The organism is Oleidesulfovibrio alaskensis DSM 16109 (assembly GCF_000482745.1).
In the GTDB taxonomy this organism is placed as follows: Bacteria; Desulfobacterota; Desulfovibrionia; order Desulfovibrionales; family Desulfovibrionaceae; genus Oleidesulfovibrio; species Oleidesulfovibrio alaskensis.
Window position 1 is genome coordinate 51,313 of sequence record NZ_AXWQ01000013.1, and the last position, 25,809, is coordinate 77,121.

Annotated in this window: 30 protein-coding genes; 17 read left to right on the forward strand and 13 right to left on the reverse strand. The window is 60.1% G+C overall.

Annotated features, from left to right (window positions below; translation table 11 throughout):
• Window positions 1-69 precede the first annotated feature (69 nt).
• On the forward strand, window positions 70-576 hold the full coding sequence (locus H586_RS0108495) for a universal stress protein (protein ID WP_027181827.1): 507 nt from the start codon (window positions 70-72) through the stop codon (window positions 574-576).
• A 37-nt stretch (window positions 577-613) separates the two neighbouring features.
• Here the strand turns inward: H586_RS0108495 and H586_RS0108500 are convergent, their stop codons facing one another.
• Entirely contained in the window at window positions 614-1,297 is a 684-nt protein-coding gene (locus H586_RS0108500; RefSeq protein ID WP_011368475.1) for a Crp/Fnr family transcriptional regulator, read from the reverse strand.
• 132 nt (window positions 1,298-1,429) lie between these two features.
• Between H586_RS0108500 and H586_RS0108505 the strand changes: the two genes are divergently transcribed.
• The 3 genes from H586_RS0108505 to H586_RS0108515 all read left to right on the forward strand — a co-directional run bounded on the left by H586_RS0108505 (window position 1,430) and on the right by H586_RS0108515 (window position 2,697).
• Window positions 1,430-1,702, forward strand: coding sequence for a hypothetical protein (locus H586_RS0108505; RefSeq protein ID WP_011368476.1), 273 nt, complete (start codon window positions 1,430-1,432; stop codon window positions 1,700-1,702).
• 10 nt (window positions 1,703-1,712) lie between these two features.
• On the forward strand, window positions 1,713-2,216 hold the full coding sequence (gene tsaA, locus H586_RS0108510) for a tRNA (N6-threonylcarbamoyladenosine(37)-N6)-methyltransferase TrmO (RefSeq protein WP_027181828.1): 504 nt from the start codon (window positions 1,713-1,715) through the stop codon (window positions 2,214-2,216).
• Window positions 2,217-2,280: 64 nt separating this feature from the next.
• Window positions 2,281-2,697 carry a PaaI family thioesterase gene (locus H586_RS0108515; protein ID WP_011368478.1) on the forward strand — a complete coding sequence of 139 codons (417 nt, stop codon included), beginning with the start codon at window positions 2,281-2,283 and terminating at the stop codon, window positions 2,695-2,697.
• A gap of 92 nt (window positions 2,698-2,789) precedes the next feature.
• Here the strand turns inward: H586_RS0108515 and gltX are convergent, their stop codons facing one another.
• From gltX to H586_RS0108530, 3 genes are all read right to left on the reverse strand, one after another.
• Window positions 2,790-4,184: a glutamate--tRNA ligase gene (gltX, locus tag H586_RS0108520; RefSeq protein WP_027181829.1), complete on the reverse strand. Its 1,395-nt coding sequence runs from the start codon at window positions 4,182-4,184 to the stop codon at window positions 2,790-2,792.
• 304 nt (window positions 4,185-4,488) lie between these two features.
• Window positions 4,489-5,370: a DUF2156 domain-containing protein gene (locus H586_RS0108525; RefSeq protein ID WP_027181830.1), complete on the reverse strand. Its 882-nt coding sequence runs from the start codon at window positions 5,368-5,370 to the stop codon at window positions 4,489-4,491.
• On the reverse strand, window positions 5,351-6,838 hold the full coding sequence (locus tag H586_RS0108530) for an MATE family efflux transporter (protein WP_011368481.1): 1,488 nt from the start codon (window positions 6,836-6,838) through the stop codon (window positions 5,351-5,353). Before H586_RS0108530 ends, H586_RS0108525 begins: the two co-directional genes overlap by 20 nt.
• A gap of 201 nt (window positions 6,839-7,039) precedes the next feature.
• On the opposite strand from H586_RS0108530, the gene H586_RS0108535 reads away from it, so the two are divergent.
• A complete protein-coding gene (locus H586_RS0108535) occupies window positions 7,040-7,372 on the forward strand; it encodes a hypothetical protein (RefSeq protein WP_027181831.1) in 333 nt (110 codons plus the stop codon).
• A 358-nt stretch (window positions 7,373-7,730) separates the two neighbouring features.
• Here the strand turns inward: H586_RS0108535 and H586_RS0108545 are convergent, their stop codons facing one another.
• Window positions 7,731-8,750 (reverse strand): biotin--[acetyl-CoA-carboxylase] ligase, encoded by a 1,020-nt coding sequence (locus H586_RS0108545; protein WP_027181833.1) that lies wholly within the window; start codon window positions 8,748-8,750, stop codon window positions 7,731-7,733.
• Window positions 8,751-8,870: 120 nt separating this feature from the next.
• Between H586_RS0108545 and bioB the strand changes: the two genes are divergently transcribed.
• Genes bioB through bioD form a run of 9 tightly spaced genes read left to right on the forward strand, consistent with a single transcriptional unit; the run spans window position 8,871 to window position 16,510 of the window.
• Entirely contained in the window at window positions 8,871-9,845 is a 975-nt protein-coding gene (gene bioB, locus H586_RS0108550; protein ID WP_011368485.1) for a biotin synthase BioB, read from the forward strand.
• Window positions 9,842-11,221, forward strand: a complete 1,380-nt coding sequence (gene bioA / locus H586_RS0108555; protein ID WP_027181834.1) for an adenosylmethionine--8-amino-7-oxononanoate transaminase — start codon at window positions 9,842-9,844, stop codon at window positions 11,219-11,221. Before bioB ends, bioA begins: the two co-directional genes overlap by 4 nt.
• Complete coding sequence (locus tag H586_RS20035; RefSeq protein ID WP_051363945.1) at window positions 11,214-11,669, forward strand: 3-hydroxyacyl-ACP dehydratase FabZ family protein; 456 nt, start codon at window positions 11,214-11,216, stop codon at window positions 11,667-11,669. The genes bioA and H586_RS20035 overlap by 8 nt, the downstream gene beginning before the upstream one ends.
• Window positions 11,660-12,415 carry an SDR family oxidoreductase gene (locus tag H586_RS0108565; protein ID WP_027181835.1) on the forward strand — a complete coding sequence of 252 codons (756 nt, stop codon included), beginning with the start codon at window positions 11,660-11,662 and terminating at the stop codon, window positions 12,413-12,415. Before H586_RS20035 ends, H586_RS0108565 begins: the two co-directional genes overlap by 10 nt.
• A 14-nt stretch (window positions 12,416-12,429) precedes the next feature.
• Entirely contained in the window at window positions 12,430-12,852 is a 423-nt protein-coding gene (locus tag H586_RS18710) for an acyl carrier protein (RefSeq protein WP_011368489.1), read from the forward strand.
• Entirely contained in the window at window positions 12,824-14,152 is a 1,329-nt protein-coding gene (locus H586_RS18715) for a beta-ketoacyl-[acyl-carrier-protein] synthase family protein (RefSeq protein ID WP_234702948.1), read from the forward strand. The genes H586_RS18710 and H586_RS18715 overlap by 29 nt, the downstream gene beginning before the upstream one ends.
• Window positions 14,149-14,658 (forward strand): hypothetical protein, encoded by a 510-nt coding sequence (locus tag H586_RS0108580; protein WP_027181836.1) that lies wholly within the window; start codon window positions 14,149-14,151, stop codon window positions 14,656-14,658. Before H586_RS18715 ends, H586_RS0108580 begins: the two co-directional genes overlap by 4 nt.
• The gene (locus tag H586_RS0108585; RefSeq protein WP_027181837.1) at window positions 14,640-15,797 is read left to right on the forward strand and encodes an aminotransferase class I/II-fold pyridoxal phosphate-dependent enzyme; all 1,158 of its coding nucleotides are present in this window, start codon (window positions 14,640-14,642) and stop codon (window positions 15,795-15,797) included. The genes H586_RS0108580 and H586_RS0108585 overlap by 19 nt, the downstream gene beginning before the upstream one ends.
• On the forward strand, window positions 15,794-16,510 hold the full coding sequence (gene bioD / locus H586_RS0108590) for a dethiobiotin synthase (RefSeq protein ID WP_027181838.1): 717 nt from the start codon (window positions 15,794-15,796) through the stop codon (window positions 16,508-16,510). The genes H586_RS0108585 and bioD overlap by 4 nt, the downstream gene beginning before the upstream one ends.
• Here the strand turns inward: bioD and lysA are convergent.
• Window positions 16,507-17,811, reverse strand: a complete 1,305-nt coding sequence (lysA, locus tag H586_RS0108595; RefSeq protein WP_027181839.1) for a diaminopimelate decarboxylase — start codon at window positions 17,809-17,811, stop codon at window positions 16,507-16,509. The genes bioD and lysA overlap by 4 nt on opposite strands.
• A complete protein-coding gene (locus tag H586_RS0108600) occupies window positions 17,811-18,554 on the reverse strand; it encodes a TrmB family transcriptional regulator (RefSeq protein ID WP_011368495.1) in 744 nt (247 codons plus the stop codon). Before H586_RS0108600 ends, lysA begins: the two co-directional genes overlap by 1 nt.
• A gap of 249 nt (window positions 18,555-18,803) precedes the next feature.
• Here H586_RS0108600 and H586_RS0108605 point away from each other — a divergent pair, with 249 nt between their 5' ends.
• Together H586_RS0108605 and H586_RS0108610 are read left to right on the forward strand one after the other, a co-directional pair.
• Complete coding sequence (locus tag H586_RS0108605; protein ID WP_027181840.1) at window positions 18,804-20,018, forward strand: M20 metallopeptidase family protein; 1,215 nt, start codon at window positions 18,804-18,806, stop codon at window positions 20,016-20,018.
• A 142-nt stretch (window positions 20,019-20,160) separates the two neighbouring features.
• Window positions 20,161-20,583 carry an FKBP-type peptidyl-prolyl cis-trans isomerase gene (locus tag H586_RS0108610; protein ID WP_011368497.1) on the forward strand — a complete coding sequence of 141 codons (423 nt, stop codon included), beginning with the start codon at window positions 20,161-20,163 and terminating at the stop codon, window positions 20,581-20,583.
• A 140-nt stretch (window positions 20,584-20,723) separates the two neighbouring features.
• On the opposite strand, the gene feoB is transcribed toward H586_RS0108610, so the two are convergent.
• The 4 genes from feoB to H586_RS0108630 form a co-directional block, all read right to left on the reverse strand.
• A complete protein-coding gene (gene feoB, locus H586_RS0108615) occupies window positions 20,724-22,901 on the reverse strand; it encodes a ferrous iron transport protein B (RefSeq protein ID WP_011368498.1) in 2,178 nt (725 codons plus the stop codon).
• A 157-nt stretch (window positions 22,902-23,058) separates the two neighbouring features.
• Window positions 23,059-23,295: a FeoA family protein gene (locus H586_RS0108620; RefSeq protein ID WP_011368499.1), complete on the reverse strand. Its 237-nt coding sequence runs from the start codon at window positions 23,293-23,295 to the stop codon at window positions 23,059-23,061.
• 126 nt (window positions 23,296-23,421) lie between these two features.
• The gene (locus tag H586_RS20955) at window positions 23,422-23,616 is read right to left on the reverse strand and encodes a FeoB-associated Cys-rich membrane protein (protein ID WP_011368500.1); all 195 of its coding nucleotides are present in this window, start codon (window positions 23,614-23,616) and stop codon (window positions 23,422-23,424) included.
• Between the two features lie 18 nt (window positions 23,617-23,634).
• Window positions 23,635-23,919, reverse strand: coding sequence for a FeoA family protein (locus H586_RS0108630; protein ID WP_011368501.1), 285 nt, complete (start codon window positions 23,917-23,919; stop codon window positions 23,635-23,637).
• Between the two features lie 258 nt (window positions 23,920-24,177).
• Between H586_RS0108630 and H586_RS0108640 the strand changes: the two genes are divergently transcribed.
• Window positions 24,178-24,825 (forward strand): response regulator, encoded by a 648-nt coding sequence (locus H586_RS0108640; protein ID WP_011368502.1) that lies wholly within the window; start codon window positions 24,178-24,180, stop codon window positions 24,823-24,825.
• Window positions 24,826-24,919: 94 nt separating this feature from the next.
• Here the strand turns inward: H586_RS0108640 and H586_RS0108645 are convergent, their stop codons facing one another.
• Complete coding sequence (locus H586_RS0108645) at window positions 24,920-25,228, reverse strand: Hpt domain-containing protein (RefSeq protein ID WP_011368503.1); 309 nt, start codon at window positions 25,226-25,228, stop codon at window positions 24,920-24,922.
• Between the two features lie 98 nt (window positions 25,229-25,326).
• Window positions 25,327-25,773, reverse strand: a complete 447-nt coding sequence (locus H586_RS0108650; protein WP_011368504.1) for a Fur family transcriptional regulator — start codon at window positions 25,771-25,773, stop codon at window positions 25,327-25,329.
• Window positions 25,774-25,809 lie beyond the last annotated feature (36 nt).

Consider the following 25,809-nt stretch of genomic DNA (forward strand, 5'->3'; position numbering starts at 1 on the left):
TGGCTGCAGGGCTGACACCCCCCGCAGCCGTTGTTATATCCATGGTAAACCAGCAGTAAGGGAGGTTTTATGCAGCCCGTCAAAAAAATACTATACGCCACCGATCTTTCAGAAGATTCCCGCCATGCGCTTTCGTACGCGTTCAGTCTGGCGCAACAGTACGGAGCAGCGCTGCATGTGCTGCATGTGCTGCCGGACGTAAAGCAGAACTACCTGACCACATCGGGGCTGGATTTCGCCACAGTGTTTGACGATGCCACATGGCGGCTGTTCACTCCGGAACAGCTTGTGGAAGCCAAACACAAGGTAAGAGGGCGCATTACGGGCATATGCAGTCTGGAAGGACTGGCGGACACAGCCTGCATGCCCGTGGCGGAAAACATCGAGGTGGCCGTGGGGCAACCTGCCGATGTCATTCTGGAACGCGCTCCGCAATTTGACATGGTGGTCATGGGTACACAGGGACACGGACGGTTGACCGGTCTGCTGCTGGGCAGCGTGACCCAGAAAGTCGTTTCGCGCTGCCCGGTGCCTGTTCTGGTGGTCCGCCTGCCGGAAGCTGATCACAAGGTCTGACAGACCGGCAGCACATACACAGCGTCCCCGCTACGCGCTACAGCGACTCATGCCCTTCGGCCAGTGCGGTCAGGTATTCACGGTCTGTAATGGTGATGGTGCGGCCTTCCATGGTTATGGCCCCTGTTTCCACCAGTTTTGCCAGTGCCCGCGAAAGAGTTTCACGCGCAGTGCCCAGCACACCCGCCAGCAGACTTTTGGAAACATCCAGCCTGATAACGTCCTTGTGCCCTTTTTTCACACTGAGATGCAGCAGATACGCCGCCAGACGCTGGGGAATCTCCTTGAGGGTCAGCGCCTCCACCTGCCGGGTGAACATGCGCAACTTGCGCGAAAGGGCAGCCAGCATGTTCATTGCCAGTGACGGGTCTTGGGCAATGCGGTCCACAATACCCCTGCGCGGCAAAAAAAGAACGCGGCTCTGTTCCACCGCCATGGCATTGGCCGGAAAGACATCGTTCTGAAACACAGCCACCTCGCCGAAAGGTTCTCCCGCGCCGAACACATGCATCACAGCCTCGCGTCCGTCCGGAGCCGTCTTGAATATTTTGACACGGCCATCCAGCACTATGTACAGCCCTTCTGCACGCGTTCCTTCGACAAAAATAATCTGCCCCTTGTCCACCGGCCTGTCCACGGCTATGGATGCCATGGATTCCAGCTGCTGAGCCGACAACCCGCTGAAAAGGGGAATACGCCCCAGAAAAAGACTGTTTTCCATTCTGTTCTCCGCTCCGTGCGGCACCTTGCCCACAAAGCCGACAATGATTACACCATGGTTCATACGCAGACAGCACCGCGACACCACGGCGCGGTGATTTCATAGTCACATACTTACGGAGGATTACACAGCATGGCAAGCACCCCGCGGAACATCGCCGGAAGAGTGGAAGAGCTGCTACGGGAAGAACTGCTGGAAATGGGCGAAGACCCTTCGCGCCTTGAACCGCACGAAATTGCCGAAAACATGCGGTGCGAAGTACGCCCGGACGACAGCATGATATACAGCTGGAAAGGAACCCCCATCCTGCGCGTACAGCCTGAACATCATCAGGACGGCAGCGTCACATGGCGCATGTTCACCCGCGACGAGGTCATGACCCCGCAAACTGAAATACTGCAGTAAAGGAGCCCTGATGCAACCTTTCACCGTCACCCCCATCGGCGTGCTGCGCACCCCGCATACATCGCGCGAAGGAATGCCCATACAGCCCACGGGAGCTTCGGCATGCAGAGGAGAAGCCCGCATCAATCCGGAACTGGCAGACGGGCTGAAAGATCTGGAAGGCTTTTCCCATCTTATCCTGCTGTATCACTTCCACGAGTCCAGCGGGTACGATCTCACGCTCACGCCGTTTCTGGATACCTGCAAAAGAGGGCTTTTTGCCACACGCTCGCCGCGGCGTCCGTGCGGTATCGGCCTTTCCGTGGTGCGGCTGACGGCGGTACACGGCAATGTGCTGGAACTGGAAGGCGTAGACATGCTGGACAACAGCCCGCTGGTGGACATCAAACCCTATGTGCCGCGCTTTGACACGCCGCAGGGTGACATACGCTGCGGCTGGCTGGAAAATACCGCCGAGCAGGCGCAGGAAATGAAGTCGGATGACAGGTTCGTACAGCGCGACAGCACACGCTGACCCCGCCCGCGGCCGCGCGGCACACAACACACAGACACTGACCGCTGAAACAAAGGATATTCCCATGCACGATTCCACACTCCAGCAGTTCATCGAAAAAGAATTCCCCTTTCACGTTCATCTGGGAGTGCGCGCCGACTATCTGGGCCGTGATGCGGTACGCCTGTATATCCCATTTGCACCGCAACTCATAGGACATACGGGGCGGCCCATGATTCACGGCGGAGTCATAGCCAGCCTTGTGGATATATGCGGCGGTTTTGCCGTATGGGCTCACTGCAAGCCCGAAGACCACGTGGCCACCATCACCCTGAGCGTTGACTACCTGAGGCCTGCCAATCCGGCGGACCTGTATGCCGAAGCACGCATCCGGCTGCTCGGCAACAAAGTGGGCAACGCCCATGTCATGGTCTGGACGGCGGACAACAAAGACGTGAATGTGGCCGAAGGGCGCGGGGTGTACAACATCCGGCGCGGATAATTCCCCTCCGCCGCACAGCCTCCTTTCTCAAAAAAAGCAGCGCCGTATCCATCAGGATACGGCGCTGTATTCATTGACGCACAAAAACAGAATTACAATGCCGCCGCACGGTCAAGGCGCGCCAGCGTGCGTTCCCTGCCCAGCAGGCCCATGACGGCGGAAAGGTCGGGTCCACCCATGGCCCCCAGCAGGGCCACACGCAAAGGCGGCCCCACGGCCTTGAATTTCAGCCCGTTGTCAGCCACATAGCGCTGCAGCACTTCATGGGCGGTGTGCCCGTCAAAGTCAGCACAGGCGGCAAGCGCCTGCCGCAACGCAGCCAGATGCCCGCGGCCTTCAGCCGTCAGTGCCTTTTCCACGGCTTTGGCATCAAACTCCAGCGCGTCATCAGCACAGAGCACGGGTTTCATGGCTGCTGCCAGCTCCACAAGATCGTGGGCGCGTTCCTTGTACAGGCCCGCCGCAACAGTCAGAAAAGCTGCATCAATCTGGCCGTATCCCGTTTCTGCCAGAAAAGGCCGCACAAGACCGGCCAGCTGGTCGTCGGGAGTTTCCCTGATGTACTGACCGTTAAGCCACTGCAGCTTTTCCGGATCGAATCCCGCAGCGGAACGCGACAGATTATCAGTGGAGAACTTCTCTATCAGCTCATCCAGCGAAAATTTTTCCTGATCTCCGTATGACCAGCCGAGCCGTACCAGATAGTTCACAAGCGCCTGAGGCAGCAGGCCGGTTTCTTTATAATCTATAACCGCCTTGGCCCCGTGCCGCTTGGAAAGCTTCTGTCTGTCCGGCCCCAGAATCATGGGCACATGGCCGAATTCCGGCACGGGCAGTCCCAGAGCTTCGTACAGCAGAATCTGCTTGGGGGTGTTGTTCACATGGTCGTCGCCGCGCAGCACATGTGTTACGCCCATGGTGGCATCGTCCACCACCACGGCAAGGTTGTATGTGGGCGAACCGTCGGCCCGCCGGATGATCATGTCGTCCAGCTCGCTGTTATCAAAGGCTATGGTGCCCTTTACCAGATCGGTAAACACCGTCTTGCCGGTAAGCGGCGCCTTCAGCCGCACCACGCGGCCTTCACCGCCCTGCAGGCCGCGCTCGCGGCAGCGGCCGTTGTATTTGGGCTTCAGCCCGCGGGCCCGCGCGGTTTCACGCATGGCTTCCACTTCTTCGGGCGAACATTCGCACCAGTAGGCCTTGCCCTCTGCCAGCAGCCTGTCGATGTACTCGTTGTACAGGTCAAAACGGCGGCTCTGGTAGACAGGCTCGCCGTCCCAGTCCAGCCCCAGCCATGCCATGGAAGCCAGAATGGAGTCTGTGTACTCCTGCTTCGAGCGTTCCATGTCGGTATCTTCGATACGCAGCACAAATTCACCGCCGAAATGGCGGGCCAGCAGCCAGCTGAACACGGCGGTGCGTGCACCGCCGAGGTGCAGATGCCCCGTAGGGCTGGGAGCAAATCGCGTTACAACCTTGCTCATGATGCTTCCTTGGTGCGCTCTGCGAACAGAGCGCCGTTGGACGGGGCGGCGCGCCCCGCGGCTAAATATGTAAAAGGGCGAACACCATGTCCGCCTGAAAAAATACCTGCTTCGGGCTCGCAGCGCCCGGGCGTTTTACGTACTTGCTAACCGGTACCGTGTCAAACGGCAAAGGCGGCGCAGAATCTCTGCGCCGCCGGTACAGCAGCGTTGACGCGCGCCGGCCAGATGCCGGCCAAATGCGGTCAGATGTCGGCCAGTTGTCGGCCAGATGCCAGACAGACGCCGGACAGCGCCCGGTCCGTCACAACACAGTGACGGTGCTTTTGCGCAGCCAGTCCGCAGGGTGATAAGTCAGTTTTGCCTTACGCAGACCCTCGTCGCCCAGATCCTGCTCGCGGTTCACATATGTATATCCTGTGCCCTCATGCTCAACAAAAATCTGATTGATTGCCTGATACACCCCGCGATACTCCGAACGCGCCTTTTCAAAATGCACCACCAGAGTATCGTCTGTCAGTGCTTCGCCCACGGTATAGGCCACCATCACATCATTGACATACAGCGCACCGCCCTTCAATCCGGGTATGGTGTCCCAGTATTCCAGCACACGGATGACCGCTTCATTTTCCGCCAGCAGGGTTTCCGACTCTTCGCATTCACGCGAAAGACACCATTCCTGCTGCAGCTGCAGCACGGCTTCTATGCAATCAGCCGTCATGGGATGGTACTGCCAGTCATACTGCTTCTTGAACTGATTCACATGGTTCTTTTTTTTATGGTACTTGTTGCCCGAAAGCGTAGCCAGCTTTTCCGCGTCGTACAGATAGTCCCACTGATCGCGGTCCTCCTGCACCTGCACGCCGTCGCCCAGCGCCGCCTGCCACAGGTCGGCAAGCTGCTGCGGTACGCGTATAAAGGTTCTGCCCGCCGTCATCATGGGGCATTTTGCCCAGTCGGCCACGGCGTTCCAGTCACCCACGGGCGCCCAGTAACCCACTTCCGGTCTGGTCTGGCGTATCCAGAAAAGATTGGGCGTGCGGCCCACTTCCAGCCCGTATTCGTTGGCCCAGCCCCACAGATTGGTAAAACTGTAATCAGAAGCCCGCGACGGTGTGCCGGAGAAAAGAGTCAGATACTCTTCCATCACGTCCATGGTCAAAGGTTTAAATTCCACTGCGCACATTGCTTTTCACTCCTTCAAGAGCCGCCCCTGCAGGCGTCTCCGTGGTGTTCTTTCTGTTGCCGTTGCGCTTGATCATGCTGAAACGGCTCCAGTCGTGGTACCAGAACAGCCAGAGCATGGTACCGGACTGGAATATCTGTGAAATCAGCATGGCTACAAACACACCTTCGGAGTTCCCCCACACATGGTGCCCCATGACATAGGCCACCGGCAGCCGCACCAGCCATGTGGCGGAACTGTACACAATAAAGGTGTACAGCGTGGCGCCGGCGCCGGTCATTATGCCGCCCAGCGTCATGCTGGCCACGGTGAAGGGAATGGATACAAGATTATATTTCAGATACACGGCCGCCTGCGCCTGCACCGCCGGTTGCGGCGACAGAAAAGCGCAGATTTCCGGCACAAAAGGCCACATGAAAACAGCAACCACCGTTAACGACCCGCAGGCCATCAGCAGAAGACGCAGCCCCACGCGTTTGGCCTCGGCCTTGCGCCCGGCCCCCAGAAAATGCCCGACCAGAATACTGGCTGTCATATTAAAAGCGAACGCAGGCAGAAACAGCAGAGATTCTATGCGCATGCCTGCCGTCATACCGGCCAGCGCATCAATGCTGCCCGCAGGCAGCGAGCCGGTAATGGCAAACAATACCAGATACCCGGTCTGCCACATTATCTGCATGCCGCCTGCCGGAAGCGCCACCTTGATAAGATACGGTGCCGCACAGCGGGCCCAGCGCCACGGAGCGCCGGAGTCGCGCCGCAGCAGGCCTTTTCTGACCAGCATCACCATGTTGAACAGCGCACCGGCCGTAATGGAATAGAATGTGGCCCATGCCACACCGGCATAGCCCATCTGCGGAAAGCCCCACCAGCCCAGCCCCAGACCAAAATCCGCCACGGTGTTCACCAGACTGACAATCATCATGCAGCCCAGAGGAATCAGCACCATTTTGCGGGCGCGGAACATGGCATTGGTCATGTTGAGCATGTAGTACATGGGCAGCACATACAGATACACGTCAAAAAAATACGACGTGATGGGGCGGATGCGTTCCGGCACCTGCAGCAGGTTGAGAAACGGCTCCTTGAACAGCATGCCGCAGACCAGCACAACCAGACTCATGACAACGCCCAGCTTGATGACCAGCGCCACATAGCGCCGCGCGCGCCTGTACAGTCCGGCCCCGGCGGACTGACCTATGGCCGCCACGGAAGCATTGGCCACGGCTATACCCACCACCATCAGAAAAAAAAGACACTGCGTGATGATACCCAGCGATGCCTGTACATCCTGATGAATTTTGCCTGCCACCCACACATCCACAAAACCGATGATGAAATGAAAAAACATCATCATCATCTGCGGCCATGTAAGGCTGAAAATGGCGGTATCGGAACCGGAATCCGGTTCGGGCGCAGCGGCGCCTGCCCGCGCCGCCTGCATGGTTCGGGTACTATCCGACGACATATATGAACCTGCCTTGCAGGGTAATGCAGAACCTGCTGATTTCACAGAATTCTGCCACCGGTTAACTGAAAACAGCCTGAAAGTATGCCTCAGCGGAAAAAACGGGTCAACGCACCGGAAAGTAACTGTGGCTTGATCTCTTTGTACGCATTATGTACAAAATATGTACAAAGAGACCTCACCCGTTTCACAGGAGGCACCATGCACATATTCAAAAACGAAAAAGAAACAAAACGCGTCATCTTCAACATTGATTCCGGCCTTGCCCTGCGGCTGGAAAGAGCAAGACACCGGGCAAGAAAACTTTCCCGCAAGCTTAATGTCGACGAAGCCGTGGACCATGCACTGGAAGCTTTTCTGGCCGAAGCGGAGCACAGGCTGGACGCGCTGGCGCAGAAAAAAAACGCCGCACCCGCCGCACAGGGCCCCATCATAATGGGTCCTGCGGCAGCCGAAGAAGACAGCCGGGGCGACACTTCGGCCGTGGTGCTGCGCAAAAGCATGGTGCCGGAACAACGGAACAGACAACGCTGACGTAAGAGTAAGTCTCCGCTGCCGCATGGCAACACCCTGACCGCACACCCGTTGCACGAAATCATTCCCCGCGGCACCGGCTCGGGACGAAACGGCAATGACGGACTGCCCGCAGCCTGAAAACCCGCAGAAAAAAGCTGACAGCCCGCAGGTACGGCGCGGCGTACAGCCAAGTACACGCGCCGTGCTCCTGCCCTCAACCGGCAGCAGGATGCCGGTTGAGGGCAGGACCGTGACACACGCGGAAAGCCGGAGCTTTCCGGCCAGTCTGATGCTCCGGCGCTGCCGCACGCGGACAGCCAAACAAAAAAGCGCACCAGAGGTGCGCCCCGTGCCGGTCCTGAAGCCGTAAAAACAATCAGCCGTCCAGAATGTCTCCCGCCGGCAGACGGTGAACAGTGCCGCTCTCATCTTCCAGCAGCAGCCAGCCGTTGTCATCCACATCGCGGACTTTTCCCGTCAGCACGGCATCCCCCCTGCCCAGCCGTATACTGCTGCCGGTTATGCCCGCCAGCTGCTTCCACCGGGCCACCACCGCGGCACCGCCGCCGCTGCGGAACAGTTCATAAGCTTCTTCCAGCGCTTCAAGAACCGCGCGGGCCACTCCCGCACGGGGCAACTGCGGCTGCTCCGTACCGTGGTGCGCCTCAAGCGCCCCGCGCAGCGAAACAGCCCGCATACCATCCCTCTCCAGCTCGGAACAGACGGTATTCACGTTGATGCCTATGCCCGCAACGGCATAGTCCAGCGCATCGACAACCAGTCCTGCTTCAATAAGCACACCGCTCAGCTTGCGGCCATGCACAAGCACATCGTTGGGCCATTTGGGCATTGCAGGCAGACCCGTAAGCCCGCGCACCGCCCCCACCACGGCAACCACAGTCATCAGGGTCAGCACGGGCACCTGCTGCGGGGCGCACTGCGGGCGCAGCACCACAGACATATACACCCCCCCGCGGGGCGAAAGCCATGTCCGGCCCTGCCGCCCGCGCCCCGCCGTCTGGCAGTCGGCCAGCACCACAGACCCTTCTGGTGCTCCGCGCTCCGCCAGCACCCGGGCCTCCATGTTGGTTGACGGCACGGACTCCATGTGCAGCACCGTGCCCCGCCCCAAAAGCCGGGTTCCCAGACCGTGGCATACCGCTGCAGGATGCAGGCTGTCCGCATCGCCTCCCAGCCGGTACCCCCGCCTGGTCATGGCCTCCACAGGGTACCCTGCGTCGCGGATAAGCCGCATGTGCTTGGAAACGGCAGCACGCGACATTCCCAGAATCCGGCTCAGTTCCTCACCGGAAACCCAGTTGCCGTCATGCTTTCGCAGCACTTCCAGTATGGCACCGCGTACAGCGCCGCCTTTTCCCTGTTCCTGAAAAGCCAATTGTAAACCCATTTGAACTTAAAAAGTTGACAATAAGCCGTCACGCAGGCTAGGAGTCGGCCGTTGACCGCGCCGGGCGGTCTTTCCTGACATGCTGCCACGCTGCAAGGATACACGCCCATGACCATAAACCCTGACGACCTGTGCCGCCGCATTATGGCGGACCCTGAAGCCTGTGCCACGGAAGATGAGGCACTGCGGCTTCTGGAACTGCCCGCCGAGCAGACTCTGCCGCTTATCGCCTGTGCCCAGCGCATACGCACGGCACATGCCGGACCGGCGTTCACCTGTGCCATTGTCAACGCCCGTTCCGGACGCTGCCCCGAAAACTGTTCATTCTGCGCACAGTCGGCCCATTATGCCACAGGTGCGCCCGAACACCCCATGCTGAACACCGCCGCACTGGTGGAGCACGCCCTGAAGCTGGCCGACGCCGGTGCGGACAGATTCGGCATTGTGACCAGCGGCACACGCCCCGCCCCCCGCGAACTGGAAACAGTATGCGAAGCCGTGGTCCGCATACGGGCGCGCACGCACCTTTCGCCCTGCGCATCACTGGGCCAGCTCAGCCCGCAGGCAGCTGCAATGCTGCGGCAGGCGGGACTGGAGCGCTACCACCATAATCTGGAAACCGCACGCAGTTTCTTTGCATCGGTATGCACAACGCATGACTACGACGAAGACATATATACCGTCAAACTGGCGCGCGAGGCCGGACTGGCTGTGTGCTGCGGAGGCATACTGGGGCTGGGCGAAAGCCGCGCGCAACGGGCGGAGCTTTCCGGTCAGATAAAACGGTGCAGGGCAGATTCGGTGCCGGTCAACCTGCTGACCCCTGTGGCAGGCACGCCGCTGGAGCGCATGGATCCGCTGCCGCCGTTTGAAGCGCTGCGCACCATAGCCGTATTCAGATTCATGCATCCGCAGGCCGACATACTGGTGGCCGGAGGCCGCGAACATGTGCTGGGCGAATACCGTTCGTGGACATTCATCAGCGGCGCCAACGGGCTGATGGTGGGCAATTATCTGACAACCGCGGGCCGCAGCACCGCTGACGACTACACCATGCTGCGCCATATGGGAGTACTCCGATGAACGCACTTCAACCCGACACGGAACGGCTGCGCGCACTGGACGCGGCCCATGTATGGCACCCCTTCACCCAGATGGCGACGTGGCACGAAGACGCGCCGCTGATAATCGAAAAAGCCCGCGGCAACTGGCTGGTGGATACCGACGGCAACCGCTATCTGGACGGGGTTTCTTCGCTGTGGACCAACGTGCACGGCCACAGACACCCGCATATTGATGCGGCCATACGCGCCCAGCTGGACAACGTGGCACATTCCACGCTGCTGGGTCTATCGAGCCGCCCTGCCATTGAGCTTGCGGCCATGCTGGCCCGGATAGCCCCGCAGGGACTGAACCGCGTCTTCTATTCCGACAGCGGCTCCACTGCGGTGGAAGTGGCGCTGAAGATAGCCTACCAGTACCAGAAGCAACGCGGCCCCGCCGGAGAAGGTCGCAGCAAGTTTTTATGCCTGCGGGGAGCGTACCACGGCGACACCGTGGGGGCCGTTTCGCTGGGCGGCATAGACCTGTTTCATGCCGTGTACGGCGGGCTGCTGTTTGAAACCGTACGGGCCGAGGCACCGTACTGCTACCGGTGCCCCTTCGGCCGGCAGAAAGAATCATGCCGCCACGAGTGCTTCACCCATCTGGAAGAAACGGCCACACGCCACGCGCCGGAACTGGCCGCCATGGTCATAGAGCCGCTGGTTCAGGGTGCCGCCGGTCAGATAACACACCCCGACGGTTATCTGGCCCACGCCCGCGCCCTGTGCGACAGGCTCGGTATTCTGCTTATCGCCGACGAAGTGGCCGTGGGTTTCGGCAAAACCGGAACCATGTTTGCCTGCGAACAGGAAAAAGTGGCTCCCGACCTGCTGTGTCTGGCCAAAGGCATTTCCGGCGGATATCTGCCGCTGGCAGCCACCATGGTGACCGACGCCGTATACGAGGCTTTTTTGGGCGACCACGCGCAATGCCGCACGTTTTTCCACGGGCACACCTATACCGGTAATGCGCTGGCATGTGCCGCAGGCATAGCCAGCCTGCAGCTTTTCCGCACCGAAAGCACACTGGAGCGGCTGCAGCATATCATCACCATATACGATGCACTGCTGCGGCAGCTGGAAACACTGCCCCATGTGGGCGATATCCGCCGCAGGGGCATCATGACCGGCATAGAGCTGGTGGAAGACCGCGCCACACGCCGTCCGTATCCTTTTGCCCTGCGCACCGCGCACAAGGTGGTGCTGGCAGCACGCAGGAGAGGAGTTATCATCCGGCCGCTGGGCGACGTGCTGGTGCTCATGCCGCCCCTGAGCATCACCGCGCAGGAGTGCGGCCTGCTGGTCGAAGCCACGGCGGAAGCCATACAGGAAGTGACCGGAGGCCCCCGTGTCTGAAAAAAATATGCCTGAAAAAACTGTGTCTGAGCGGGACGGGGAAAGTTCGGACGCCCCCCGTGATACCGCCATGTCCGGCGCGCAAAAACACCCCGCAGAAAAAATGGGCCGGAAAAGCTCCGCGGCTGTTCCCGCCGCCCGTACCGCTTCCGTCTTCTGCTGTTTTCCTGCGGATGATCCTGTCTACGCAGAGCATTTTCCCGGTGCGCCCTGTGTGCCCGGCTCGCTGCTCATGCAGGCGTTTATCCGCGCCGCGGAACAGATGACCGGCCCTGCACCGGACGCGGGACAATGGACATTCACGGGGGTACGCTTCCGGAAGTTTGTGCCGCCCGGCACTCACGTCTGCACGGTCAGCGCAGTCACGGACGGCAGCGGCAGCGCATACCGGTGCACCCTGCTTGTGGACGGCGTCGCCGCCGTCACAGGAACCATACAATGCGCCTAAGCCATACCCGCGGATGTGTACTGGTGGCGGGCGGCGGCAGCGCGCTGGGCACCGCTTCGGCCACGCTGCTGGCCCGTGCGGGCGTACCGCTGTGCCTGACGGCAGGCAGCGCAGAGGCAGCCGCCCGCATACACAACGCTTTCAGCGCAGCGCACCTATCCTGCCCGCCGGTACTCATCGTGCGCATGGAAGACACAGCCCGCGCCGATGCCCTGCCGGAACAGGCGGCAGCAGCCGCAGGCATGCCCGCGGCATATCTGCTGGACCTGATGCATACGGATCATGAAAGCCTGCTGGCATCGGCATCACCGGACACAATCAGCGCATACATAGAAGCCAATATAACATGGCGTGCCCGTCTGGTGCGTGCGGTCAGCCGCCATATGCTGCACCGCCGCTGCGGCCGCATGGTTTTTGTCTCGTCAACGGCTGCGGCGCTGCCCGCCGCCGGACAGGGACTGTATGCCGCGGCAAAACTGGCTGCCGAAGCCCTGTACCGCAGCACCGGTACAGAACTGGCCGCACGGGGCATCACAACATGCTCGCTGCGTCTCGGATATGTGGCTGCAGGGCGCGGAGCCCGCTATCTGAAGCAGCATCCGGACCTGCTGCAGCGCATTCCGCTGCAACGGGCGGTGGACGTGCACGAGGCTGCCGGAGCACTGGCGTTCCTTCTCAGCGACGAAGCCGCCGCCATCAACGCCACCGCCATCACCATGGACGGCGGTCTGACCGCCTGCAAATAAAAGGAGACCACAGCATGACTCAGCAGACCGCCCCCTGCGCCGTGACAGAACGGGTCATCGGCATCATCGCGGAAGTTCTCGATATTCCGCCGCACACCATCACTCCGGAAACCCGCGTATTACGCGATCTTGAAACCGAATCCATCGATCTGCTCGAATTCGGCGTGGGGCTCAATGCGGCATTCGGCATACCGGTCGCCGACGACACGGTGTTTCTCACCTCACTGCGCGTGCACCTTGAAGAAGCCCGGCATGCAGATGCTGACCCGTACAAAATGATGGCAGGACGGTATCCTCACCTGAGCTGCGACCGCGTGGCCTGCATACTCCGCACACTGGATGATGGGCCCGTGCTGAGCGTACAGGATATTGCGGATTACGTGCTGCACGCCCTGCGCGCCGGACAGCATGAAAAGGCTCCGAGCCATGCAGGCTGAACGCAGGGTGGTCATCACCGGCGCCGGTGCCGTCACCCCGCTGGGGCATACACCGCAGGACATCCGGCAGTCGGTGATGACCGGCCGCACCGTATTTGAACCTACTTCCGTGCCGGCGGGGTATGCACAGGCACCGGCGCAGTTCGATGCCGACGATGCACTGCGGGGCTGGCGGCACCGGCGCTATCTTAACCGCGGTGCGGCCATGGCCGTGCATGCCGCACGTCAGGCTGCCGGTGCTGCCGGTTTTGCTGCGGGTCTGCCCGGATACTGCGGAATATTCGCCGGAAGCGGTCCGCATCTGGATATGGACAGCGACTACGCACAGCCGCAGCATCTTCCGCAACGGCATGATACGCTTTGTGCCTTATGGATGCTGCGCTATCTGCCCAACACGGCAGCTTCGGCCATCAGCCAGTTGCTGGGCGCCCGCGGCGAAAGTCTGGTGACCGGTACTGCCTGCGCGGCCTCGCTGCAGGCAGTGGGAGAGGCCTTCCGCCGCATCCGCCACGGGGTACTGCCTGTGGCGCTGGCCGGCGGAGGCGATTCGCGCCTGTCATACGGCGGCCTTTTGGCCTATGCCAAGGCGGGCGCACTGGCTCCGTGTTCTGAAGACACTCATGCCGCAGCAGCAGCGGCATGCAGGCCCTTTGACACCGGTCGGCAGGGATTTGCCGCAGGTGAAGGAGCCGCTTTTTTTGTACTGGAATCGCTGGACCATGCGCAAAAACGCGGCGCTGTTCCGCTGGCTGAAGTATGCGGATACGGCTGCAGCATGGACGGCCACGCCATGACCGCACCGCACCCGCAGGGCATGCACGCGGAACAGGCTGTCAGAACCGCTCTGCACGAAGCAGGGGCCGGACCGGCCGATGTGACCGCCGTCTGTGCACACGGTACGGGCACGCTGCGCAACGACACCGCCGAATCAGTCATGCTCACGCGGCTTTTTGCCCCGACCGGACACCGGCCGCCGGTTCTTGCCCTCAAATCATGGACAGGACACTGCGCCTCTGCCTGCGGTGCCGTGGAACTGGCCGTACTGCTGGCCTGTGCCCGGCACGGTTTTCTGCCCCCCGTGCGCAACCTGCAGGCTCCGCTGTGCGACAGTCTCTCGTTTGTCCGCCGCATTCAGCCGTGCACCGCTGCAGAGCTGTACGCTGCCGGACGTCCGGAAAAGCTTTCCGCCCTGACGCTTCTGCAGAGCTTCGGGTTCGGCGGCCAGAACGCCGCGCTGGCGGTACGTCCCTTCCGCGCATCAACCGCCGCGGCAATACAGGATGACAATATACCGGCATGAAACATAAAAACACTATCACGCTGCGCTGCAACGCCGCTCCGGCGCCGGAAACGCTCCATACGCCGGCCACGGCCCTGTTCGTTGTACCCGCCGCGGTAAGTGCGGTCTGCAGCAGCAGCATACGGGGGACAGTACGCGGGGGCGGGCATTCCGGCGAGCCATGGTTCATGACTGAAGCACTGGCCCAGTTTGCCGCGCTGCACACCCGCTGGCTGTGCGGTTTTTCCTGCCACGCATTTCTGCTCTCGGTACGGCGCATGCCCCATATACGCCTTTCTGCCGCCGACCTGCCCGCAGGGGCAACCGCACCGGTGCATGTGCTGCTGACATCACGCACCGGTTCGGACAGCAGGCACGCATTTGAATACACCGTGCAAATGCAGCTGGGTGCCCGCACCGTGCAGGGAATACTGCTTACCGGCACCCTGCCCTATGACGACAGATTTTCAGCTGACCGGCTGCAGAAGCGTTACAGGGAGCTTTTCGCATGGCTTACGCGGCATTGAACGCGCGGTTGCGGGCACTGACGGCCGCAGGACTGTACCGCAGACGCATCTGTCAGGAATCCCGTCAGGGAAAATGGGTGACCGTGGACGGCAGGCAACTGTTGAATTTTGCCTCAAACGACTATCTGGGACTGGCAGCGGATACAGACTGGCAGGCTCAGGTGGCCCGCTGCTTTGCACAGCATCCCCCGTCCGCCTCTGCTTCGGCTCTGGCGGGGGGGCACTCGCGCACCATCAGGGCCGCCGAAGAATCACTTGCCGAATATTTCGGCTATGCGGAATGCGTGCTGCTGCCCAGCGGTTATCAGGCCAATCTGGCCCTGCTGCAGGCGCTGGCCTTTTGCGGCGATACAGTGCTGTACGACAAACGCATCCATGCCAGCACTGCAGCAGCCGTACGCGCCGGTGCCGCAACGCCCTGCGGTTTCCGCCACAACGATACACGGCACCTTGCCCGCAGGCTGGAAAAAACGGACAAGCCGGACAGTACGGGCACAAAAGTTATTCTGGTGGAATCGCTGTACAGTATGGACGGCGACAGTCCGGACTTTGCCGCACTGCACCGGATCAAGGAACGGCATAACGCCATACTGGTGGCAGACGAGGCGCACGCCTTCGGCGTGCTGGGCACAGAAGGCAGAGGGCTGGCAACCGGCAGTGCCGACATGGCTGTGGGCACGCTGGGAAAAGCGCTGGGACTGTTCGGTGCATTCATTCTGCTGCCGCGCGGCGGAACAGAATTGCTGTGCAATCTGGCGTCGCCCTTCATTCACTCCACGGCACTGCCCGACGCGCACGCCGCATGCGCGGCCATGCTGCCCCGGCGCATTGCACGCATGGAGGAACAACGCGACCGTGTGGCCCGGCTGAGCCGTCTCATGCGGACGGAACTGCAGGGGCTGGGGCTGCCTGTGCACGGCACAGCGCACATCATCACGCTGGAAACAGGCGACGAAGCACTGACAAGCCGGACAGCTGCCGCGCTGCGGCAGCACGGTATTCTGGCACTGGCGGCACGGCACCCCACCGTGCCCGCACGAAGAGCCGTCATACGTCTGGGCATGACGGCTCTGCATTCGGCCCGCGACGTAGAGGTATGCGTGCGGAGCCTTACGACGATCCTGCGAGGTATTGTATGAATCATCGTGAACCGATGCCCCTGCACCTGTTTGTCACAGGAACGGACACCGGTGCGGGAAAAACCGTGGTCAGCCTGCTGCTGCTTAAAGTTCTGCACGGGCGCGGGCACATGCCCCGTTACTTCAAACCGCTGCAGACCGGCTGTATTTCTCCCTCGGATGCGGACAGTGACGCCCGTTTCATCCATAACTATCATGAGCCGCTGCGGAACATTGCGCCGGAACATTCCACGGGGCTGTGCTTCAAGTCTCCCAAGGCTCCGCTCTATGCCGCACGCGACGAAGGCCGCGGCATAGAGGCGGAAACCGTCTTGCGCAGGCTGGCATCCCTGCGCAGGGAAAAGGCGCCCCTCGTGGCGGAAGGAGCAGGCGGGCTGCTGGTACCGGTAACCCCGCACGCCACCGTTATCGATATTATCGAACAGTCGGGCATGCGGCCCGTACTGGTGGCCCGCACGGGGCTGGGCACCATCAACCATACGCTCCTTTCACTGGAGGTGCTCAGGCTGCGGAACATAAAACCGGCAGGGATTGTGTTTGTCGAGGCAAGGGATGAACCCACGCCCGCAGCCATGATTCAGGAAAACATGGACGCCGTGTCCGCATTTTCCGGAATATCCGTCAGCGGCGTTGTGCCGCATATTTCTGATTTTCATTCACCGCCCCCGCAGGCTCTGGCCGTCGTGGAGCGGCTTGTGGACGGGATGCTTTAGCCCCGTCCGCCTGCCACCCGCACAGACCCGCCGGTCTTTTCCGCATGCTCCGGAAAGCAGGCCAGCAGGTCGTCCAGAGTTTCGCGGCGGCGGATAAGCCGGTCGCGGCCGTCTTTGTCCACCAGCACTTCGGCCGGACGCAGACGCTGATTGTAGCTGGAACTCATGGCAAAACCGTAGGCTCCGGCATCCAGCATGGCGATGATGTCGCCTTCCTGTATCTCGGGCAGGTCGCGGGCGGCAGCCATGATATCGCCTGATTCGCAGATATTGCCCACGATGGTCTGCTGCATGGTTTCCTGCTGCGGAACACCGTCTTCGCGGTATATCTCCACATCATGAAAAGCGTCGTACATGACCGGACGCTGCAGAACGTTGAACCCGAGATCTGTACCGGCAAAGCGGCGTTCGCCGTTGTTTTTGACGGCATGCACGGTACCCAGTACCACGCCGCACTCAGCGGTCACATAGCGGCCCGGCTCGATCATAAAGCGTCCGTTGTATCCCGTGCGTTCCGCCCATCTGCCGATGCAGTCATCCAGCATGCGGCCCGTGGCTTCCATGTCCAGCCGGGGCTGTTTTTCATATTTGCGGTACGGAATGCCGAATCCTCCGCCGAAGTCGATGACCTCCAGCGAATCCCACTGTTCCGCCTCGCGCAGAAGAAACTCCACGGCTTCCAAGTAGCTGTCCGGCTCCATGAACAGCGAACCGATGTGCTGGTTAAGCCCTGCAAGAGTCAGGTTGTGCCGCTTGAGAATGCGGCGCACGGCATCGCCGTCGTCCGGCCCTATGCCGAATTTCGTTTCCTTGCCGCCGGTGACAACCTTTTTGTGGTGTCCCGCGCCGATGCCTGGATTGATGCGGATCATCACCTTGCCGCCGGGGTTCACCTGCCCCAGCAGATCAAGCTGCGACAGAGAGTCCACGCTGACCAGCAGACCGTGATCGACAGCATTGCGCAGTTCTTCGGCAGAAACGTTGTTGCAGACGTAGGTTATTTCGTCGGGCGTGAATCCCGCCGCAAGATGCATGGCGATTTCGCCGGGAGACATGGCATCCACCACCAGTCCTTCGGAACGGATAATGCGCAGCAGCGAAAGATTGGCATTGGCCTTGGCCGAATAATTGACCCGGAACCCCGGATGACTGCTCAACCCTTTCAATTCGCGGCATCTGCGGCGCAGTACGTTTTCATTATACACGTACAGCGGGCTGCCATAGGTTTCCACCAGCTCCATGGGTGTGGAAAGCCCGTAAAAATCCAGTTCATCTGTCACGGCGGAACGAACGTTCGACATTATTTCCCCCTTGTGGGACTCTCCTCCGGTTCTGCACCGCTCATGCCGGACCGGATCTTGATAAGTTCAATTTCATTCAGCAGCGCCTCGCGCATCAGATACACCAGATGCTCGTTGGCGGAGTACAGACACTGCCCTGTTCTGGCGGCCTGATCCACCACGCCGGTAATCACTTCGCGCGTGTCGGCAATAAGCTTGATATGCCCCGTACCCGCGGCATTATGCATAAAAATGGCTCCGGAAATCTGCGGGTCGGCATCCGACAGAATAACCACCTTGAGTCCGCGGGCGGCACAGGCGGCCATGTCTTCCTTCAGCTGCGCGGCATTGCCCGAATGCATCGAAATATACACGCGCAACTGCGCCAGACGCAGCATGTTGCGCACTTTATCCATGGTGTTCTGATACCCCGTCACCGTCAGGTAGGGCATTTCCACCGGCTGCTCTTCGGGCAGATGCTGTTCGAGAAACTCCAGAGTCTCGTCACAGTGCCTGCGTATGGTGACCAGCAGCTCCTTGCGGGGTGTGGGCACATACTTGCTGGTGTCGTCGCTGGCCACCACGGCCCCGCCCTTTTCCACCAGACTGGATAACGCCGCATATGCGTTGGAACGCGATATGCCCGCCAGCTTTGCCGCCTCATATCCTGTAAGCGCACCGTGCCTGCACAGCGTCACGTACATGATGGATTCCTGCTGGGTAAACCCGAACCGCTTAAGAGCCTTTATGATTTCGCTATCCATGCAATTTCCTGCCACGCCTAACGTGGTACTATTTAGTACTACTAATTACCCTGAACCCGGTTGTCAATATCCGGTCTGCAAAAAAACACCCTGCGGCCGGAGGCATGCCCGGCCGCAACCGGCCAGACAGTGTACGCCGCCTCGGCCTGCCGGGCAACGCGGCAGCCACCCCTTTACGCGGAGACTTACTTTTTTTAGCGTAAACAGCAGCCTGCCGTGCACGGCAACGCGCAAACAAAGGATGGTACAATGCAACACCCCGTACATGAAAGCACCATAGCCGCACAGACTGCCGCCATACTGCCACAGGTCATCAGCTGGCGGCACGACCTGCACCGCATACCCGAACCCGGGCAGGCCGAAGAAAAAACCGCCCGCTATGTTTCCGCCTGCCTCGAATCTCTGGGCATAACGCACAGCACGGGCATTGCCGGTCACGGCATCTGCGGCATCATCGACACCGGACGGCCCGGTCCCACCGTGCTGCTGCGCGCGGACATGGATGCGCTGCCGGTGACAGAACTGGCCGATGTGCCGTTCAGGTCCGCCCATGACGGCTTCATGCATGCCTGCGGTCACGACTGCCATATGGCCATGCTGCTCGGGGCGGCGGGCATATTGCGGCACCTGGCGGACGAGCCGCACAGCGGCATGTGCGGTGCCGTCAAGCTGATCTTTCAGCCTGCCGAAGAATACCCCGGCGGAGCAAAGCCCATGATTGAAGCCGGTGTGATGCAAAATCCCGCCGTGGATTACTGTCTGGGGGCGCATGTATGGCCCACGCTGCCCGAAGGCACAGTATCGGCCTGCTCCGGTCCGGTTATGGCCGCCATGGACAGGTTTGACATAACCATCAGAGGCCGCGGAGGCCACGCCGCCAAACCGCACCATTGCGTGGATGCACTTGAAACCGCCACGCAGGTTGTTTCGGCCATGCAGCGCATCATCAGCCGCAAGGTCGACCCGCTCAAACCCGCGCTGCTCACCGTAGGGCAGTTCAATGCGGGAACCGCATTCAACGTCATTCCCGGCGAAGCCTTTATCAGCGGCACGCTGCGCACTTTCGATGCGGACATCCGCAAACAGTGGGAACCGCTGCTGCGGCAGGTCACGCAAGGTGTGTGCAGCTCCATGGGCGCCACCGCAGATATACTGTTCAGCCCCGGCTACCCTGCCGTGGTCAACAACGCAACAGTGACGGACATAGTCCGTCAGGCTGCCGCGCATACAGACGGGGTCACCTGTCCGGACCGCCATGAGCAGAGCATGGGCGGCGAAGATATGGCGTATTTTCTGCAACGCGCTCCGGGGTGCTTTTTCTTCATCGGCAGCGGCTTTGAAGGCTGCGCTCCGGCCCATAACGCACATTTTCAGGTGCACGACCACATACTGGCCCACGGTATCGAAATTTTCTGCCGGGCCACATTGCGGCTGCTGCTGGACAAACCGGCAGCCACAGCCTGAGGTCTTTGGCTTTGCCTGTTAATACAGGCTGTAAGCCACATGAGACACGCACAGAAGCATAAGAAACGTTTTGACTTTCATGGCTGAACAAGCCAAGGTGACGATGTTTCTTTATGCCAAAAACCATGCAAGGAGTTTTTACATGGCAATCAAAAACGGCGACACCGTGCGTGTCCACTATACAGGAACTCTTGATGACGGCACGGTGTTCGACTCATCCCGCGACCGTGAACCGCTGGAATTCACCATGGGCGAAGGTATGCTCATTCCCGGTTTTGAAGCGGCTCTGATGGGTCTTGCCGCTGGCGATACCACCAAGACCACCATCCAGCCCGAAGACGCCTACGGCGAGCCCAATGACGAACTCATTCTGGCCGTTGCGCGTGAGCAGGTGCCCGACCACATCACCCCCGAAGTGGGTCTGATGCTGCAGGTGCAGACTGAAGAAGGCATGATGGATGTGACCATCACCGACGTAACCGACGAACAGGTCGTGCTGGACGCCAACCACCCGCTGGCCGGCGAATCCCTGACCTTCGAAATAGAAGTGATGGAAGTTCTCTAAGCCTCAGTGCCGCCCGTGCGGCTTTGACAGGGCGCCGCGGTGTATACCGCGGCGCCCTTTTTTTTGCAGCACGGAAAAAAGGCCGGAGAGGCGAACCTCTCCGGCCGGTTACCGGTATGATGATGCGGCGGGGGATGCAGTTATAGCGACCCTATCTGGTACACCACCGTGGCCACCGCAAAAGCCAGAATGGTGTTGAAGACAACGCTGAACCCTGCCCAGCCCCACGAACCGGCCTCCTGCTTGATGGCTACCACAGCCACAAAGCACGGAGCGTACAGCAGCACAAAGAGCATGAGCGCCAGCGCACGGGCGGGATTCCACGACGGGTCGTTGGCTATGCGTTCTGCCAGACTGCCGCTTTCTTCGGGGTCAACCTCGCCCAGTGAATACGCGGTGCCCAGTGTGGATACGATAACTTCCTTGGCCGCGATGCCGCCCACCAGAGCAATGTTGGTACGCCAGTCAAAGCCGGCCACAGAGGTTACGGATTCAATGGCAGTGCCCACACGTCCCGCTGCGGAGTACCGCAGTCCGGCCATGGCTTCTTCCGCATCCACTGCGGCAAGGGCTTCTTCCATGGGGGCCACATCATGGCCTTCGGCCTCGGCTGCTTCCATCTGACCGGTTATAAGCTGCCGCTGGCTTTCAAACTGCGCCACCTGAGTATCAGGCAGCTCCGGAAAGGTCATGGCAACCCAGAGCAGAATGGAAATGGCCAGAATAACGGTACCCGCTTTTTTAATGTACTGCCACGTACGCTCCCATGTGTGAATGAGCAGTCCGCGCAGCGTGGGAATACGGTAGGGAGGCAGTTCCATGACAAAGGGAGTGGATTCGCCTTTGATAAGCGTGGAGCGCAGCAGGCGTGCCACAAGCAGCGCCGCCACCCAGCCGCCCAGCGTCAGCGAGAACATGACAGCCGCTTCATTATCGGCAAAGAAAATACCCACAAAAAGAATGAATACAGGCACTTTTGCACCGCAGGCCATGAAAGGCGCCGTGATGAGCGTGGCCAGTTTTTCCTTGCGGCTGCGCAGGGTGCGCGTGGCCATAACGCCGGGCACGGCACAACCGCCGGCAATACCGCCGGAAACGATGAACGGCATTACCGAGCAGCCGTGCAGGCCGAACATGCGGAAGACCCTGTCCAGCATATAGGCGATACGCGCCATGTAGCCGGAGTCTTCCAGAAACGCGATCTGCAGGAACATGAACAGAATAAGCGGCACAAACCCCATGACACCGCCCACGCCGTCTATGATGCCGGATACGATAAGCGATTTCAGCAGGCCGTCGGGCAGTGCGGCAGAGGCGGTCTCGTTAAGCCAGCCGAACATTTCTTCCACCCAGCCCATGGGAATTTCACCGATGGCGAAGGTAATTTCATAAATAAGGTACAGCAGCCCCAGCATGATCAGCGGGCCGAACAGCTGATGGGTAAGCACTTTGTCAAGACGGTCGGAAAACTGAATACGGTCCGTCATCTCGTCGCGGCGCTTCACCACGCCGTCACGCAGCACGGAAGCAATGAACCCGTAGCGGTAGTCGGCTATGACAGCTTCGGGGTATGTATTGAGCGTGCTCTGCAGGTGGTCGGCCACTTCCTTGACCTGCGCTTCCAGCTCCAGCGCCAGCGGACCGGCATCACGGCCGAGACGCATCATTTCCTCGTCGCCTTCGATATATTTGATGGCCACCCAGCGTGCGGGGTATTTATCAAGAAATTTTTCCGACTCGATACGCGCAGTCATGGCGCGCAGCACAGGGTCGATGTCTGCCCCGTAAGAAATCTCCAGCGGAGTCCATGGCTGCTTGCTGCGGGAATCGCCGAATTCCACGGCATCCTGAAGCAGTTCTTTCACGCCCTCGCCGCTACGGGCAACGGTTTCGCGCACGGGCACACCCAGAGTTCTGGAAAGACGGGCCACGTCAATCTCGATACCCTGCTTGCGGGCTTCGTCCATCATGTTCAGCCCGAGCGCCACGGGTACGCCCATTTCAAGAAACTGCACGGCAAGATACAGGTTACGCTCAAGCGCAGCCGAGTTGAGCACGTCCACCACCACATCGGGGCGTTCGTCCACCACATAGCTGCGGGCAACCAGTTCTTCCTGCGTATAGGCGGTAAGAGAGTACGTGCCCGGAAGGTCGATGATGTGCACTTCCCGTCCATCAAGGCGCACTCTGCCCTCTTTTTTATCCACGGTGATGCCCGGATAGTTGCCCACATGCTGGCGGGCGCCTGTCAGTGCGTTAAAAGCCGTGGTTTTGCCGGAGTTCGGGTTACCGGCAAGTGCAATGGTAGTAATTTTCATTCCTGATTCCTGTTCCCCATACTGTTGAGCCGGACCGCGGAAGCTTCCGGCCCCCGCAACTGCCGGAAACATCCCCTGTTCCGGCAGGCTGCCGTGTCGCGACCCGTTTTACGTTCAACCAGACGTCTGACGATGCCTGCACCTTGCAGCCGTGCGGCTACACTGCTTCCACTGTGATGTAGTCTGCCTCGTTGTTGCGCAGCGACAGGGTGAAGCCTTTCAGACGCAGCGCCACCGGATCCTGCAGCGGAGCCCTGCCCATGATTTCAAGCTCCGCACCGGCAACCAGCCCCATATCACGTATGCGGCGGCCCAGTTCTCCGCCTGCGCTTACAGAAACAATGCGGGCCCGTTGCCCGACCTTGAGCTGGCGCATCGGAATTGACTGACTCATTGTGTTCCCCTTTTCCCCCCGCGACTGCCTGCGTCAGGGGTGTGAAATTGAAAATCCTTCTCATCGAATGGCCGTAAAAAAAGCGTGTGAGACATCATCACGCATCCGGCCCAGTCCCTGAACCTGCTATTTATGATTGGCTCCGCCGCAGCAGGTGTGCTGCGAAGAAGACTTGCCTTTGATATCCTTTATCTGCCCGCTGCCGCATCCGCCGCTGCATCCGCAGCCGCATCCGCCGGACCGCTTGCGCGTGTACCTGTAAACCAGATACACCACCGCCAGCAACACAATGACCGCCACAACGGCTGTCTCCCAGTTCATAGCAACTCCTCGGATTAGTTAAGGGTGCACCGCAGCACGGTCGGCATCGGCGGTATCGCACAGGGGTTCGCACAGCACCTGATCGGCCATGCCGTTACCCAGCACAACGCAGCAGTTGCGTACTTTCACGCTGCAGGGTCCGCCATTACGCGGGCCGCCGTTGCGCGAGCACACTTCCACTTCCGTGCCGGGGGTCAGCCCCAGCGCGCACAGCCTGCCCCGTGCTTTGGGGCAGTCGCCCAGCGCGCTTACACGTACCTTTTCACCAACCGCAACCTGATTCAGCTTACACTGACAACCCATAGTTAATCCCCTTGAATGAGCTCCACTTAATCCCGCATGAGAATGATTGTCAAGTTCCTTTTCAGCTTTTCGGAGGATGTCCTGCCGCGCGGTCTTTTTGCTCCGCCGCACCGCTCTCAGGTAAAAAAAGAAACGAACAACGCCACGAGATACGGCTTTTACATGCAGCCGCATCACTCCGGTACGCAGTAAGTGAGGGCTTTACAAAGACGGTACAGTTGCCTAGGTTTCAGATAATTCACAGACAGGAATGTTTATATGCCGAAAACAGTTGTCATTGTAGAGGACATGGGCATTGTCCGCGAAGGGGTGCGTGCGCTGTTGGGCGGCTGCCCCGGGTACCGTATTGCCGGAGAAGCCTCTGACGGCATAGAGGCCCTGCAGGTCGTGGAGCGGTGCGCTCCGGACGTGGTGCTGATGGATATAGGCATGCCGCGCATGGACGGTGCAGACGCCATACGCGAAATCAAGCGCCGTTTTCCCCGCACAAAAGTCATAGCCCTGACCGCGCATAACAAAAGCGCGCTCATTTTCCGCACGCTTCATGCCGGGGCAGACGGATACATGCTGAAAACCGGCAACTGTGAAACACTGGTCGGCGCCATACAGACGGTGCTTGAGGGACGGCGGTATATCAGCCCCGACATTTCCCAGTCGCTCATCGACTCGTTAGCGGGTTCAGACCCCATGGATTTCGCCAATCCCATCGACACGATATCTGTCAGAGAAAAACAGGTGCTCAAGCTGATAGCCAGAGGCATGGGCAACAAAGAAATCGCAGCGGAGCTGTGCATCAGCCACAAGACCGTGGAAAAACACAAAGCCAGCCTCAAACGTAAACTGAGAGTGAACAGCAACGCGGAGATGGCCACGCTGTCCATGGAGTACGGTCTGCTGGAACCCTGAGCCGCGTCACCCGCCGCACAATATACAGCCGCGCCCGCTCCACCGCGGGCTGCAACCTTCTTTGCCCCCCTGCATCGCGGGATACCCGCAAAAATTACCGTGCTTCCAGCGCTTCGCAGGCTGTATCCAGCAGGGCACCCGCAACCGCCGCATGACGCATGCATTCCTGCCTGTCCCGCACAATCAGCGCCTGTTCCAGCCCGTAAGCCGCCTGCGCCATATCGACCCATCCGTATTGCATGGCGGCGCCTTTCAATGAATGAGCGGCATCCGCACCGTCCTGAAAAGCCCCGGCCGACATGGCATCGGTTACGGCACGCAGCAGCCTGCGGGCCTCATCCAGCAGGGCGGGCAGCAGATGATGCAAAGCGGCGGGCACCTGCCGCGTCACAGCCGTATGCATATATACCTGTCCTTTCAGCTGCCCGCGTACCGTGCAAAAGGGCGGACCGGTAACCGGCCCGCCCTGCTATACGGCACGCGGCGCCCCGCAGGGCGGCGTTATGATTTCTTCTTTTTTTTGTCACGGCATTCTCTGCACTCACCGTACAGGTACATCCTGTGGCTGGTCAGCACAAAGCCGTGTTTCGCGGCCAGCTCTTCCTGAAGCAGCTCAATGTGCTCGTCCAGCACCTCGATATTTCTGCCGCAGGTTTCGCAGATAAGATGGTCATGGTGCTTGCTGCCGTACTTCTGCTCATACCTGGCCACCCCGTCGCCGAAGCGGACTTCCTTGGCTATGCCCGATTCGCTGAGCAGCTTCATGGTGCGGTACACAGTGGCCTGTCCCACGGAAGGGTCTTCACGCTTGACCTTCTCGTACAACTCCTCGGTGGTAAGGTGGCCATCCTCCCGCAGAAACACATCCACAATCAACATCCGTTGCGGGGTCATTTTCAGGCCGTTGGCAACGATGTAATCCGTGAATACCTGTAACGGATCTTTCATAGGCGACTCCAGAGGCTCTGTATGACCGGACAGTAT

Excerpts from the sequence above, each read along its gene's own strand:
- H586_RS0108495 (WP_027181827.1), top strand. The coding sequence starts at position 70 with ATGCAGCCCGTCAAAAAAATACTATACGCCACCGATCTTTCAGAAGAT.
- H586_RS0108500 (WP_011368475.1), bottom strand. The coding sequence starts at position 1,297 with ATGGAAAACAGTCTTTTTCTGGGGCGTATTCCCCTTTTCAGCGGGTTG.
- H586_RS0108505 (WP_011368476.1), top strand. The coding sequence starts at position 1,430 with ATGGCAAGCACCCCGCGGAACATCGCCGGAAGAGTGGAAGAGCTGCTA.
- tsaA (WP_027181828.1), top strand. The coding sequence starts at position 1,713 with ATGCAACCTTTCACCGTCACCCCCATCGGCGTGCTGCGCACCCCGCAT.
- H586_RS0108515 (WP_011368478.1), top strand. The coding sequence starts at position 2,281 with ATGCACGATTCCACACTCCAGCAGTTCATCGAAAAAGAATTCCCCTTT.
- gltX (WP_027181829.1), bottom strand. The coding sequence starts at position 4,184 with ATGAGCAAGGTTGTAACGCGATTTGCTCCCAGCCCTACGGGGCATCTG.
- H586_RS0108525 (WP_027181830.1), bottom strand. The coding sequence starts at position 5,370 with ATGTGCGCAGTGGAATTTAAACCTTTGACCATGGACGTGATGGAAGAG.
- H586_RS0108530 (WP_011368481.1), bottom strand. The coding sequence starts at position 6,838 with ATGTCGTCGGATAGTACCCGAACCATGCAGGCGGCGCGGGCAGGCGCC.
- H586_RS0108535 (WP_027181831.1), top strand. The coding sequence starts at position 7,040 with ATGCACATATTCAAAAACGAAAAAGAAACAAAACGCGTCATCTTCAAC.
- bioB (WP_011368485.1), top strand. The coding sequence starts at position 8,871 with ATGACCATAAACCCTGACGACCTGTGCCGCCGCATTATGGCGGACCCT.
- bioA (WP_027181834.1), top strand. The coding sequence starts at position 9,842 with ATGAACGCACTTCAACCCGACACGGAACGGCTGCGCGCACTGGACGCG.
- H586_RS0108565 (WP_027181835.1), top strand. The coding sequence starts at position 11,660 with ATGCGCCTAAGCCATACCCGCGGATGTGTACTGGTGGCGGGCGGCGGC.
- H586_RS18710 (WP_011368489.1), top strand. The coding sequence starts at position 12,430 with ATGACTCAGCAGACCGCCCCCTGCGCCGTGACAGAACGGGTCATCGGC.
- H586_RS18715 (WP_234702948.1), top strand. The coding sequence starts at position 12,824 with ATGAAAAGGCTCCGAGCCATGCAGGCTGAACGCAGGGTGGTCATCACC.
- H586_RS0108580 (WP_027181836.1), top strand. The coding sequence starts at position 14,149 with ATGAAACATAAAAACACTATCACGCTGCGCTGCAACGCCGCTCCGGCG.
- H586_RS0108585 (WP_027181837.1), top strand. The coding sequence starts at position 14,640 with ATGGCTTACGCGGCATTGAACGCGCGGTTGCGGGCACTGACGGCCGCA.
- bioD (WP_027181838.1), top strand. The coding sequence starts at position 15,794 with ATGAATCATCGTGAACCGATGCCCCTGCACCTGTTTGTCACAGGAACG.
- lysA (WP_027181839.1), bottom strand. The coding sequence starts at position 17,811 with ATGTCGAACGTTCGTTCCGCCGTGACAGATGAACTGGATTTTTACGGG.
- H586_RS0108600 (WP_011368495.1), bottom strand. The coding sequence starts at position 18,554 with ATGGATAGCGAAATCATAAAGGCTCTTAAGCGGTTCGGGTTTACCCAG.
- H586_RS0108605 (WP_027181840.1), top strand. The coding sequence starts at position 18,804 with ATGCAACACCCCGTACATGAAAGCACCATAGCCGCACAGACTGCCGCC.
- H586_RS0108610 (WP_011368497.1), top strand. The coding sequence starts at position 20,161 with ATGGCAATCAAAAACGGCGACACCGTGCGTGTCCACTATACAGGAACT.
- feoB (WP_011368498.1), bottom strand. The coding sequence starts at position 22,901 with ATGAAAATTACTACCATTGCACTTGCCGGTAACCCGAACTCCGGCAAA.
- H586_RS0108620 (WP_011368499.1), bottom strand. The coding sequence starts at position 23,295 with ATGAGTCAGTCAATTCCGATGCGCCAGCTCAAGGTCGGGCAACGGGCC.
- H586_RS20955 (WP_011368500.1), bottom strand. The coding sequence starts at position 23,616 with ATGAACTGGGAGACAGCCGTTGTGGCGGTCATTGTGTTGCTGGCGGTG.
- H586_RS0108630 (WP_011368501.1), bottom strand. The coding sequence starts at position 23,919 with ATGGGTTGTCAGTGTAAGCTGAATCAGGTTGCGGTTGGTGAAAAGGTA.
- H586_RS0108640 (WP_011368502.1), top strand. The coding sequence starts at position 24,178 with ATGCCGAAAACAGTTGTCATTGTAGAGGACATGGGCATTGTCCGCGAA.
- H586_RS0108645 (WP_011368503.1), bottom strand. The coding sequence starts at position 25,228 with ATGCATACGGCTGTGACGCGGCAGGTGCCCGCCGCTTTGCATCATCTG.
- H586_RS0108650 (WP_011368504.1), bottom strand. The coding sequence starts at position 25,773 with ATGAAAGATCCGTTACAGGTATTCACGGATTACATCGTTGCCAACGGC.